The following is a 12,079-nucleotide window of genomic DNA, read 5'->3' as shown; positions in this document are numbered from 1 at the left end:
TATTAAGACTTCGTCGCTGTAGCGGGTGCTGCTGCGTTTTGATCGACTTCCTGTGCAGTAACCTGTACGCCTGGCTTAATTTTTTGCAGACCTGTCACGATAACTTTATCGCCACTTTTCAGGCCGTCTGTCACGACCCATTTGTCGCCAATTGCCTGCGTTGTGGTCACTGTACGAATTTCAACTTTATTGTCCGCACCAATCACCATCGCCGTGGCATCACCACGTGGGTTACGGGTAATACCTTGCTGAGGAACCAGCAGAGCGTTGTCGTTTACGCCTTCATCCAGACGCGCGCGCACAAACATACCTGGCAGCAGGGCGTCATTTGGATTAGGGAAGATGGCACGCAAAGTAATGGAACCGGTGGTTTCATCAACAGTCACATCAGAGAATTCTAATGTACCCGCCTGTGAATATTCTTTACCGTTATCCAACAGCAGCTTGACTTGTGCTTTGCCGTTAACTTGCTTGAGTGAGCCATCTGCCAGTTCCTGCTTCAGACGCAGGAAATCGTTGCTCGACTGAGTGACGTCAACATAGATAGGATCAAGTTGCTGAACAGTTGCCAGCGCATTGGTCTGGCCGGTCGACACCAGCGCACCTTCAGTTACCGACGAAATACCGATACGTCCGCTAATAGGGGAGGTGACCTTGGTATAAGCCAGATTGATACGCGCGTTTTCAACCGCAGCTTTGGCGCTGACAACAGCGGCGTCAGCCTGAGCGGCAGTGGCCACAGCGGTATCGTAATCTTGCTTACTGATGTAGTTAGTGCCAAGCAGAGGTTTATAACGAGTCACCGTCAGACGGGAAATCTGTGCATTCGCCTGAGCTTTTACCAGATCGCCTTTAGCGCTGTTATACGCGGCCTGATAAGTGGCTGGATCAATCTGATATAACGATGTCCCGGCTTTAATTTCGCTGCCTTCAACGAAATTACGTTTAAGAATAATGCCGCCAACCTGCGGACGTACCTCAGCGATGCGAAAAGCAGCAGTACGACCAGGAAGTTCGGTAGTCACATTCAACGGTTCAGTTTTGAGAGTAACGACCCCAACCTGCGGAGCATGAGGTGCACCTTGTTGAGCTTCTTTATCGTTACATCCTGTAAGTGCTAAGCTTCCGGATAGCATCAGAACTACCGCCAGAGGCGTTAACCCTCTGTTTTTGTTCATAAATAAACCTCAAGTGTCCGATTTCAAATTGTCCAATGGATCACAACATTCCAAATCCATTGCTGCGCTTTTAGTATGTGCGTGCTATGTTACATACATTCAAGAATGTATGTAAATCAAACTCCCCTTAAAGATAAACCTATGGCACGAAAAACCAAATCACAGGCGCTGGAAACCAGACAACAGATTCTGGATGCTGCTGTGCGTGAGTTTTCTGCCCGTGGGGTATCGTCGACATCACTGACTGATATTGCGAATGCAGCCGGTGTGACGCGGGGCGCAATTTATTGGCATTTCAGGAACAAAGTGGAGCTGTTTAATGCGATTTGGGAAGCTTATGAATCCCGCATAAAAGTGCTTGAAGTAGAGTATCAGACAAAGTATCCGAATAATCCACTGCGTATTTTACGCGAAATCTTAATTTACATTCTGGTCGCCACTGTCACCGATAGCCAACGTAAAGCATTGATGGAGATTATATTCCATAAATGTGAATTTGTTGGGGAGATGACGTCAGTTCATGAAGCGCGCAAAGCGTTATACATGGAAGGATACGGTAAAATCGAGCGTATTCTCGTGCGCTGTATAGAAGAAAAGCAGCTCCCGGTTGATCTTGATACCCGCCAGGCCGCCATTATTCTTCGTGCTTATCTCACAGGGCTGATGGAAAACTGGTTATTTATTCCTGAAAGCTTTGATTTAGAAGGAAATGCCGGGCGATTCGTGGATACGTATATAGACATGTTGTGCCATTCATCCTTTCTCACTGCGGTAAAATAACCGCTCAATACTTTCCTGTTAATTAATAAGCCTGCAAATTTATATCCCGTTTTGTTTATAAAATACACACTCTGATGTTGTATTCAGAAACGCTTTTCTCCTTCCTTTCATCGCCAACGCTGCTATTGTCATCTCCATATTATTCATTCAGTAAATGAGTTGACGCTGACGTATGTGTATCCGGTTTTTAGCCGCCCCTTCTGATGTAAGGCTTTCCCTGAAAAAAAGGGGAATGACAGGTTTTTTCACGTTTGTGATATGCGTTGCACTGCTTTTTATCTCCTTTTCCGGCCATGCGGCAAGTAATGATATTCCCGGCAGGAATGAAGTTCAGAACCAGCTTGATGCGTTAAACCGCCAGAAGAACCTGACGCCGGTGGATAAGCTTTCGCAACAGGATCTGATCCACACACTGGAATATCTTGATGCGCTGGAAAGAGTGAAGCAGGAAGTAAATCAGCTGCAAAAACAGGTCGCCGACGCACCGCAAAAGCTGCGGGTCGCCATGGACGGTCTGGATCAGATCAAAAACAATCCGAAAGATGATGTGAATAAAGCTCAGCTTTCCGCGCTGTCGCTGCGTCAGCTGGAAAACCGTCTTAATGACACACTCGACGATTTGCAGTCCTCGCAGGAAGATTTATCGACTTTTAATACTCAGCTGATTTCCCTGCAAACTCAGCCTGAGCGCGTCCAGAACGCGATGTACTCCTATTCACTGGCGATTCAGAAAATCCGTAATCAGCTCAACGGCATGTCGCCCGGTCAGCAGGATTTACGTAACACGCAACAAAACATGCTGGTCACGCAACAGGCTTTACTTGCGGCGCAGATTGACCTGCAACGTAAGAGCCTCGAAGCCAATACCACGTTGCAGGATTTACTGCAAAAACAACGTGATTACACCAACGCGCACATCAATCAGCTTGAACACACCGCGCAGTTATTGCAGGAAGTGGTCAACGGCAAACGGCTGATTTTGTCCGAGCGGACAGCGAAAGAAGCCCAAACGCCGGACGATGCCTCGAATATCCAAAATGACCCGCTGGTGGCGCAGGAACTGGGAATCAACCGCCAGCTCAGTGAACGTCTGATTGCCGCAACCGAGGAAGGCAACCAGCTGGTACAGAAAAATATCACAGTGAAAAACTGGCTGGATCGTTCGGCGCAGGCTGAGCATGACCTTAAAGAGCAAATTACGGTGCTGAAAGGCAGCTTATTATTGTCGCGCATTTTGTATCAGCAGCAGCAAAATACTATCCCGCCTTCCGGTCTGATGACCGATATGAGCACGCGGATTGCAGATTTGCGGCTTGAGCAGTTCAAAATTAATCAGCAGCGTGATGCCTTATTTCAGGGAGACAGTTACATTCAGGGGGTGGTGACCAACAGCAAAGAGACGATTAATGACGATATCAGCGATGCGCTGGATCAGATTGTTGATATGCGCCGAGAACTGCTTGATCAACTGAATAAGCAACTGGGTAATCAGCTGTCGCTCGCCATCAATTTGCAGATTAACCAGCAACAATTGCTGAGCATCAACCAGTCACTGACCGAAACGCTGACTCAGCAGATTTTCTGGGTGAGCAGTAACAAGCCGATGAACTGGGAGTTCATCAAATCATTGCCGGGCGATGTCAAAAGTCAACTTAGCGACCTGCATGTGAGTATTCCACCGGGAGAACTGATGGTGGGTGCGTTGCATTCCCTGCCGGTGACCATCCCGTTGCTAATCGTTATTTTGCTGCTGTTATGGCGCAGGAAATACATTGATCAGCGGATTGATATGTTGAGTAATGATGTCGGACAACTCAAGCGCGACAGCCAGTTGCACACGCCGCAGGCGCTGTTACTGATGGTTCTGAATGTTTTACCGGGCGTGTTACTGATGCTGGGCGTCGGCTACTGGCTTTCGCAATGTGATATCGAACCGAGCGACTTTTTATGGACGCTGGCGCAGCGGCTGGCGGTGTTCCAGCTGGTCATGGGCTTTTGCTATCGCATTCTTAAACCCGGTGGGATCAACGAGCGGCACTTCAATACACCTGCGGCCACTTGCGCGCATTATCGTCGTTCCGTCATTCGTCTGAGCCTGGTGATGTTGCCGCTGATTTTCTGGTCCGTGCGCGGTGAGAAAGCACCGCTCGGTCTGGTGGATGACATCATCGGGCAGGTGGTGATTTTCCTGACGCTGCTGGCGCTGACGGTTCTCGTATTCCCGATCGCACGCGATGGCTGGCGTGAAAAAGATTCTCACAGCATTCGTCTGGTGGTGGTCACGGCGATTGCGATTGCGCCGGCTTTCCTGGTCGGGCTGGTGGTCACCGGATATTTTTACACCACGCTGCGTCTTGCGGGCCGCTGGATTGACAGTCTTTACCTGCTGATTTTTTGGAACATTATTTATCTCACTGCGCTCAGGGGATTAAGTGTTGCCGCACGGCGTCTGGCGTATCGTCGTGCGCTGGCCCGCCGTCAGACAAACCTGGCGAAAGAGGGCGCTGAAGGCAATGAGCCGGTTGAAGAACCGCAAATTGGTCTGGATCAGATTAACCAGCAGTCGCTGCGCCTGACCACCATGGGGCTGTTCTTCATCTTCGCGACAGTCTTCTACTGGATTTGGTCTGACTTGTTGACGGTGATTTCCTATCTCGACAGCATAACGTTATGGCATTACTCCAGCACGGTGGCGGGCGCGGTCATTCCGCAAACCGTGACGCTGGGCAATTTATTACTCGGTTTCCTCGCCGTGATTGTGGCGTATGTTCTGACACGAAACCTGCCGGGCCTGCTGGAAGTCGTAGTGCTGTCGCGGCTGCAATTGCGGCAGGGGACGTCGTACGCCATTACCACCATCCTGACGTATTCGATCACGGTGATCGGGGCCATTACAGCGCTCGGTTCTCTCGGGGTTTCGTGGGATAAATTGCAATGGCTGGTGGCGGCGCTGTCGGTCGGGCTGGGCTTTGGTTTGCAGGAAATTTTTGCGAACTTTGTTTCAGGTCTGATTATCCTGTTCGAACGCCCGGTACGTATTGGCGACACTGTGACCATCGGAGCATTTTCCGGCACGGTCAGTCGTATCCGTATCCGCGCAACTACCATTATCGATTTTGACCGTAAAGAAGTGATCATTCCTAACAAAGCCTTTGTGACGGAACGGCTGATCAACTGGTCACTGAGCGATACCGTCACCCGCGTGCTGATCAAAATTGGTGTGGCGTACGGTTCTGATCTGGATAAAGTGAAAGAGATCTTGTTGCAGGCGGCGCATGAAAACGCCCGTGTAATGAGCGACCCTGCACCGCTGGTCTTCTTCCTTAATTTTGGTGCCAGCACGCTCGATCACGAACTGCGTGTTTATGTTCGTGAACTGGGTGACCGCAGTTATACCGTCGATGAACTTAACCGCAGTATTGATAAACTGTGCCGCGAGAACAACATTAATATCGCCTTCAATCAGCTGGAAGTGTATCTGCACAATCAGGACGGCAGCGAGATTCAGGAAGTTAAGCGCGTGTTGAGACAACCGGGTGATGAACCGGATGCGTTGCCTCAGGGCTAATGGGAAGCGGGCAATTCAGGGGAATGCGAAAGGTTCCCCTGATACAGTCAGCCGGACGGCTTAAAGGTAACTAATAGACAGCGTGCTTTTGCTGTTTTTCAGCTTCTCCTGATAATCGCGTTGTACGATTTCCAGTGCTGCGAGAGCGGTTTCCGGTGCAATTTCGTTGCACTCAAGCAGGTAAATCAGATCAACAGCAAGCTGAAGTTCGGGAGGCGCATTTTCTACGGACATATTGGCCAACATTATTATTAGCAGGTTTTGGACTTACCATTATAGATAAGAAAATGGCGGGTCTGAACGCCGGATTAAAAAAATGTGATAAAGATTCAAAAACCTTTTTCCTGCCGCTCGATTTGCCTCTCAATTTTGGCCAGCGCCTGACGACAGCGCATTAAACGTCCTTCCAGCGCAGCCAGTTCCTTTTGCACGCGTTGCTGATCACTGAACGTGGCGAGTTGTCCGAGCGTGGTTTCCCGATCCTCAATCATCGCAATCAGACGACGCTCGAACTGCTGAGTTTCCGCGAGTTTGGTATAATTATCATGACTTTTTCGCTCCGGCGTCTGGTGCGTTTTACGCAGTGTTTGCGTGGCGAGTTCACGCTGCATGGCGGTGATTTGTGCCACCAGTCGCTCGGCAATAAACGCCACCTGTGCGGAACGTTTCTCAACCACTTCCTGATTCAGTTGCTGTAAATTCATCTTAATTTCTGCCAGATAATCGCGCAGACGGGTGCCTTTGGTTGAGAAAAGGGCGATATCAAACCGGGCCTGCGAAGCGGAAACATGGCCGATGGGTTCGATTTCCCGCGCCAGAGTTTCTATTTGCTGATCAAGGACATGTAAAATTCGTTCAGTGCTCACAGGTTATCTCCATTAATGACGCTCATAGCTTACCTGCAACCGGCGGTTATGACACCTTCGTTGCACTTGTATAAACTGGGGGCTTAATTTCTGGCAATTTGTGCGAATCAAAAGGAACTGCATGAAGCGCATATTACTGATTATGGTCGGCTGGCTGTGTGTGGTACTGGCAACGCTGGGCGTTGTGCTGCCGCTGTTGCCCACCACGCCGTTTTTACTGCTGGCCGCCTGGTGTTTTGCCCGTTCGTCTCCACGCTTTCATCACTGGCTGCTGCACCGTTCCTGGTTTGGCAGCTATTTACGTCACTGGCAGGCGCATCGCGCGCTGCCGAAAGGGGCGAAGCCAAAAGCCGTTGCGCTGATTGTGACGACATTCGCGATTTCGATCTATTTTGTGCCGTTATTGTGGGTGCGTATTTTATTGGTTTGCATGATGTTTGCGTTACTGATCATGATGTGGCGATTACCAGTGGTTGACCTTGAGCAATAAAACAGGCGATCATGTCCGGCTGCGGGTTGCTTTTTAAAGCAGCTTTGCATAGATTTGGGCATCTCGTACGTCGGTGCGCTCCCAATTTCCTTCCTTGAACGACATGCTTTAAAAGGGCATGACGGGGGACATTTGACCGCCCGCGTTTAAGTATGAACAGCAGCTTTATCAGGCAATTAACATTATGACCGCTACCGCACAGCAGCTACAGTTTATTAAAGACAGTATCAAGACCATCCCTGACTATCCGAAGCCAGGCATACTGTTCCGTGACGTCACCAGCTTGCTGGAAGACCCAAAAGCTTACGCTGCAAGCATTCAGTTACTGGCCGATCGTTACCGCGATGCCGGCGTCACCAAAGTGGTGGGCACCGAAGCACGTGGTTTCCTGTTTGGCGCGCCGGTTGCGCTGGCTTTGGGCGTGGGTTTTGTTCCCGTGCGTAAACCGGGCAAATTACCGCGTGAAACCATCAGCGAAACTTACGATCTGGAATACGGCACTGACAGTCTTGAAATCCACACGGATGCCATTCTGCCGGGTGAGAAGATCCTGGTGATTGACGACTTGCTGGCAACGGGTGGCACCATTGAAGCTACCGCGAAACTGATCCGCCGTCTGGGTGGGGAAGTGACGGATGCTGCATTCATCATCAATCTGCCGGAACTGGGCGGTGAAAAACGCCTGAACGATGCCAATATCACCTGCTACAGCCTGGTGTGTTTCGACGGGCACTGATTTAAATTCTGCAGTGTGATGTAAAAAGGCCTCGCCGTTAACGCGAGGCCTTTTGCTTTCTGCACTATTCTTTCCCGCTTTCTCCCGTCCAGACTACCATCACCTTATCGTCACCATGCTGACGGCTGAAGGCGTAATATTCTGCTGTCTGCTGTGATTTCTGCACACCTGCACCGACCGCCGGATGTTGTTCCCGGAATTTCCCCAGTTTTTGCCAGTGCTTCAGCAACGCCTGTTTTGCACCGTTTAGCTCATTCCAGTTCATGTCTGATCGCGTTCCCTGTAAAGGATCTGAACCCGTCGGGCCGAACTGACGACCGCTTTCGTCGCCGTAATAGATCTGCACCGCGCCCGGTGCCAGCAGTAATAAATCCGCCGCGCGTTGTTGCAGGGGAACTGACCCTTTGGCATCGTCAGTGAAAAATAACCGGGTATCGTGTGATGAGAGATAACTCAGCACATTGAAATCCTGCATTTTCTCCGCCATCTGCTGATAGGTGGCATCGATATTTGCAAAACAATTCAGCGCCGCCGCTGCCTGATCCTGAAAATCAAAGTTGATCATCGCGTCGAAGCCATTATCGTAATAATCACTTTTCATTACGCCGTGCCCCCAGGCTTCACCGGTCATCCAGAACGGCGCGTCATCCAGCGCCTGTGAAGGATTGGCGGCTTTCCACTGTTTCAGTGCTTCGGCAGAACGCGCTTTCAGCAACGCCAGCGTCGGTTTTTCCACGTGTTTGGCGGTATCGACGCGGAAACCGTCAATGCCGTAATCGCGAACCCACTGACTGAGCCACGTCACCAGATATTCGCGGGGCGCAGCGCCGGGGATTTCGCGGGCGGCGGTATCAGGTTTGTGACGATAGAAAACGGGCAGGCCGCTGGCTTGTGTGGACCCGGTTTTGATATCCGGCAGGAACGCCAGCGACATGGTCAGATCGTCATAACCGGGCGGGTCATAATCGCCAATATCGGTGCGGATCCATTTTTTGCCCCACCAGGTGCTCCAGCCGTCTTTGTCGCTGAAATTGATGTAATCATTAAAACTGTGCCAGTTCTGGCCGGGGCCGGGTTTCCAGTCGGTCCACTTTTTGCCCAGCGTCTTTTCGATTTCATCGCCTTTGAGATACAGCGAGCCAAAATGGAACGTTTGCATATCCGCCAGCGTGGCGTAACCGGTGTGATTGACCACCACGTCAAAGAGAATGCGGATCCCGCGTTTGTGCGCCTCGCTGACCAGCTTTTGTAACTCTTCGCCGGTGCCCATATTGGCATCGAGTTTTGTCCAGTCGAGCGTGTAATAGCCATGATAGGCATAATGCGGGAAATCGCCTTTGGTGCCACCACCGACCCAGCCGTGGATCTGCTCCAGCGGCGAACTGATCCACAATGCGTTCACGCCCAGTTGTTGCAGATAATCCAGCTTGCTGATCAGCCCGGCCAGATCGCCACCATGGAAAGTGCCGATTTCCTGCATTCCGTCACTGTGACGGCCATAGCTGTGATCGTTATCCGGATTGCCGTTTTCGAATCTGTCGGTCAGCACGAAATAGACGGTGGCGTTTTGCCAGCTGAACGTGGCGGGAGTTTTACGCGTCGCAGATTCCAGCAACAGCAGGCCGCCGCTGGCCGGATCGGGCGTCATCGTGATGTGGCCATTAGCGACCACTGCACTCTGGCCGGAATAAAAATCACGCACTGTTTCGCCATCGCTGAAGGTACCGGATACCTCCACGGTCAGCGGTTTGCCATCCTGGCGCGGACAGGTTTTTGTCACGGCAGCGACGGTTTCCTGCGCCGTTTTCAGGCTCAGCTGAAGCGTGGGCGTGCCGCTGCGAGTATCAATGCGTACCTGATAATCGCCCGTGCGAAACTGTTTCCAGTTTACCGGCGGATGACTTTCACAGGGTTGCAGCGAAAGCATCTCATTAAGCTTTACCGCGCCCGAAGGTTGCCAGCACTGATTATCCTGATGTAATTCCAGTGTGCGCTGTCCTTTGGATAACGTGGCATCGCTGGTGAATATTCCGCTGACCGGCTCAGCAAACGCAGGAAAACCTTCCAGCGCCCAGCTGGCCTGTGCGGCGGGGGAAACGAGCAGTAATAAAGGCAATGTCAGGTATTTCATGGCTCTCCTTACGCGGGGCAGGAAGCATTATCAGAACAGAGGTGAATTCAGTGTAATCAGTGCGCAAAATTTGCCCTCATCCCCTTGTGCGAATTGTCAGGAGGAGGACGACGGTGGAGAAACTGCGGCGTGGTACGCAAAAAGTAAAGTAATAGGAATGATGGCGACCCTGCTGGTACACTAAGAAGTGGCAGTCTGGCGCAGGCATCATTATGCTTAGCCTTTAGTCGCCGGTTCGCCGACCCGCGCAGAAAATCGGGTTAAACGATGTTTTTTCGTGTATCGTCAAATTATTCATTATAAATCAACGATGAAGTGTTAATGAGCTATCAGGTTCTTGCCCGTAAGTGGCGCCCCCAAACTTTTGCCGACGTCGTCGGACAGGAACATGTGCTGACCGCACTGGCCAATGGCCTGTCGCTCGGGCGCATCCACCACGCTTACCTGTTTTCCGGAACCCGTGGCGTCGGGAAAACCACCATCGCCCGTCTGCTGGCGAAAGGACTTAACTGCGAAACCGGGATTACCTCCACGCCTTGTGGCGTGTGCGATAACTGCCGTGAAATCGAGCAGGGCCGTTTTGTCGATTTAATTGAAATCGATGCCGCTTCCCGTACTAAAGTCGAAGATACCCGCGAACTGCTCGATAACGTGCAATACGCACCGGCTCGTGGTCGTTTCAAAGTTTACCTGATTGACGAAGTGCACATGCTCTCGCGTCACAGCTTCAATGCGCTGTTGAAAACGCTGGAAGAGCCGCCTTCGCACGTCAAATTCCTGCTGGCGACAACCGATCCGCAAAAATTACCCGTCACCATTTTGTCGCGTTGTTTGCAGTTCCATCTCAAAGCGCTGGACGCTGAACAGATCCGCAAACAGCTTGAACACGTATTAACGCAGGAAACCATCACCACTGAACCGCGTGCGTTACAGCTGCTTTCTCGTGCTGCCGACGGCAGTATGCGCGATGCGCTGAGCCTGACCGATCAGGCAATCGCCATGGGGCAGGGCGCCGTCACTACCGAAACCGTGGCGCAAATGCTCGGTACGCTGGACGACGAACAACCGCTGGCGATGCTGGAAGCGCTGGTCAGCGCCGATGGCGGTCAGATGATGGCGCAGGTTGAACAAGCCGCGTCACGTGGCGTGGACTGGGAAAACCTGCTGGTGGAAACACTGGCGCTGCTGCACCGCATTGCGATGGTTCAGCTGTTGCCGTCCGTGCTCGATAACCATTACGCGGCTATCGAACAACGTCTGCGCGAACTGGCGCGTGTTATTCCGCCGGCTGATGTTCAGCTTTATTACCAGACCTTACTGATAGGCCGCAAAGAGCTGGCGTATGCGCCGGACAAACGCATGGGCGTTGAAATGACCCTGTTGCGTGCGCTGGCCTTCCATCCAAAAGTAATTATTGCTGAACCGGCTCCGCAGCCGGTCGCAGTTCCGGCGGCTGTAGCGCCACAGCCATCGCGTCCTGCTGTAGCGCCACAGCCATCGCGTCCTGCTGTAGCGCAGCCGCAGCAGTCGCCGCAACAAAACTACAATGCGCCTCCGCCACAGGGCAATGCCGAACCGGCCGCGATGCCGGATTCCACCGCGCAACTTCTACAGGCGCGAACACAATTGCTCAGGCAGGGGAGTACCACCCCAAAAAAAGCTGAGCCGGCAGCGCCAGGAAAAGCGCGGCCGGCAACCTCAGCACTGGAGCGTCTCGCTTCGGTGACTGAACGTGCGCAGACTCTGGCGGTGAAGAAAGAACCTGCCGCGCCGGTAAAAGAAGAGGCTTATCGCTGGAAAGCGACGATGGAACCGGAAGTCGCACCGGAACCGGTAGCGACACCGAAAGCGCTGCGCACCGCGCTGGAATATGAAAAATCGCCTGAACTGGCTTCCCGTCTGGCGGAAGAAGCGATTGAACGCGACGAATGGGCGGCTGAAATCAGCCGGATGACCATTCCGAAACTGGTGCAGCAACTGGCGCTGAATGCGTATCGCGAGCAGCCGGAGCCGGGCAAAATTTGCCTGCACCTGCGCTCCTCGCAAAAGCACCTGAATTCGCCGTCCGCGCAGAAAGTGCTGACGGATGCCTTATCGGCATTGCATCAGACGCCGGTTGAACTGACCGTGCTGGAAGATGATAATCTGGCGGTGAAGACGCCGCTGGAATGGCGACAGGCCATTTATGAAGAAAAACTGGCGCAGGCGCGTCAGTCTATTATTGCGGATAACAACATTCAGACGCTGCGCCGTTTCTTCGACGCGGAGCTGGATGAGGAAAGTATCCGCCCAATTTAAACGCCGCGATTGTGACGCGGCCATTGCTGAGA

The 12,079-nt window shown here is 52.1% G+C and carries 9 protein-coding genes and 1 other annotated feature; of the genes, 5 read left to right on the top strand and 4 right to left on the bottom strand.

The annotated features are described in order from the left end of the window. Nucleotides 1–2 precede the first annotated feature (2 nt). Nucleotides 3–1,178: an efflux RND transporter periplasmic adaptor subunit gene (locus ACJY2G_RS11550; RefSeq protein ID WP_112287530.1), complete on the bottom strand. Its 1,176-nt coding sequence runs from the start codon at nucleotides 1,176–1,178 to the stop codon at nucleotides 3–5. A gap of 141 nt (nucleotides 1,179–1,319) precedes the next feature. Here ACJY2G_RS11550 and acrR point away from each other — a divergent pair, with 141 nt between their 5' ends. Both acrR and mscK read left to right on the top strand, forming a co-directional pair. Continuing rightward, the gene (acrR, locus tag ACJY2G_RS11545) at nucleotides 1,320–1,958 is read left to right on the top strand and encodes a multidrug efflux transporter transcriptional repressor AcrR (RefSeq protein WP_112287531.1); all 639 of its coding nucleotides are present in this window, start codon (nucleotides 1,320–1,322) and stop codon (nucleotides 1,956–1,958) included. A 172-nt stretch (nucleotides 1,959–2,130) separates the two neighbouring features. Further along, nucleotides 2,131–5,526 (top strand): mechanosensitive channel MscK, encoded by a 3,396-nt coding sequence (gene mscK, locus ACJY2G_RS11540; RefSeq protein WP_430318908.1) that lies wholly within the window; start codon nucleotides 2,131–2,133, stop codon nucleotides 5,524–5,526. A 60-nt stretch (nucleotides 5,527–5,586) separates the two neighbouring features. Here the strand turns inward: mscK and rsmS are convergent, their stop codons facing one another. Both rsmS and priC read right to left on the bottom strand, forming a co-directional pair. Next, nucleotides 5,587–5,760, bottom strand: a complete 174-nt coding sequence (gene rsmS / locus ACJY2G_RS11535; protein ID WP_015690305.1) for a pleiotropic regulatory protein RsmS — start codon at nucleotides 5,758–5,760, stop codon at nucleotides 5,587–5,589. Between the two features lie 95 nt (nucleotides 5,761–5,855). After that, nucleotides 5,856–6,392: a primosomal replication protein PriC gene (gene priC / locus ACJY2G_RS11530; protein WP_112287533.1), complete on the bottom strand. Its 537-nt coding sequence runs from the start codon at nucleotides 6,390–6,392 to the stop codon at nucleotides 5,856–5,858. 121 nt (nucleotides 6,393–6,513) lie between these two features. Between priC and ACJY2G_RS11525 the strand changes: the two genes are divergently transcribed. Continuing rightward, the gene (locus ACJY2G_RS11525) at nucleotides 6,514–6,882 is read left to right on the top strand and encodes a DUF454 family protein (protein WP_113876128.1); all 369 of its coding nucleotides are present in this window, start codon (nucleotides 6,514–6,516) and stop codon (nucleotides 6,880–6,882) included. A 184-nt stretch (nucleotides 6,883–7,066) separates the two neighbouring features. Beyond that, a complete protein-coding gene (gene apt / locus ACJY2G_RS11520; protein WP_112287535.1) occupies nucleotides 7,067–7,618 on the top strand; it encodes an adenine phosphoribosyltransferase in 552 nt (183 codons plus the stop codon). A gap of 64 nt (nucleotides 7,619–7,682) precedes the next feature. On the opposite strand, the gene ACJY2G_RS11515 is transcribed toward apt, so the two are convergent. After that, nucleotides 7,683–9,749 carry an alpha-amylase gene (locus ACJY2G_RS11515; protein WP_430318909.1) on the bottom strand — a complete coding sequence of 689 codons (2,067 nt, stop codon included), beginning with the start codon at nucleotides 9,747–9,749 and terminating at the stop codon, nucleotides 7,683–7,685. Between the two features lie 321 nt (nucleotides 9,750–10,070). On the opposite strand from ACJY2G_RS11515, the gene dnaX reads away from it, so the two are divergent. After that, nucleotides 10,071–12,047 carry a DNA polymerase III subunit gamma/tau gene (gene dnaX, locus ACJY2G_RS11510; protein WP_430318910.1) on the top strand — a complete coding sequence of 659 codons (1,977 nt, stop codon included), beginning with the start codon at nucleotides 10,071–10,073 and terminating at the stop codon, nucleotides 12,045–12,047. Further along, nucleotides 11,383–11,447, top strand: a sequence feature (DnaX frameshifting element). (Overlaps the previous gene by 65 nt.) Nucleotides 12,048–12,079 lie beyond the last annotated feature (32 nt).

This window comes from Rahnella sp. ATs2 (genome assembly GCF_051851855.1).
Lineage (GTDB): Bacteria > Pseudomonadota > Gammaproteobacteria > Enterobacterales > Enterobacteriaceae > Rahnella > Rahnella variigena.
This window is presented reverse-complemented; position numbering and strand designations above follow the sequence as displayed.

What these genes read in the sequence shown, in the direction of transcription:
- ACJY2G_RS11550 (WP_112287530.1), bottom strand. Translation starts at nt 1,178, where the DNA reads ATGAACAAAAACAGAGGGTTAACGCCTCTGGCGGTAGTTCTGATGCTA.
- acrR (WP_112287531.1), top strand. Translation starts at nt 1,320, where the DNA reads ATGGCACGAAAAACCAAATCACAGGCGCTGGAAACCAGACAACAGATT.
- mscK (WP_430318908.1), top strand. Translation starts at nt 2,131, where the DNA reads ATGTGTATCCGGTTTTTAGCCGCCCCTTCTGATGTAAGGCTTTCCCTG.
- rsmS (WP_015690305.1), bottom strand. Translation starts at nt 5,760, where the DNA reads ATGTCCGTAGAAAATGCGCCTCCCGAACTTCAGCTTGCTGTTGATCTG.
- ACJY2G_RS11525 (WP_113876128.1), top strand. Translation starts at nt 6,514, where the DNA reads ATGAAGCGCATATTACTGATTATGGTCGGCTGGCTGTGTGTGGTACTG.
- apt (WP_112287535.1), top strand. Translation starts at nt 7,067, where the DNA reads ATGACCGCTACCGCACAGCAGCTACAGTTTATTAAAGACAGTATCAAG.
- ACJY2G_RS11515 (WP_430318909.1), bottom strand. Translation starts at nt 9,749, where the DNA reads ATGAAATACCTGACATTGCCTTTATTACTGCTCGTTTCCCCCGCCGCA.
- dnaX (WP_430318910.1), top strand. Translation starts at nt 10,071, where the DNA reads ATGAGCTATCAGGTTCTTGCCCGTAAGTGGCGCCCCCAAACTTTTGCC.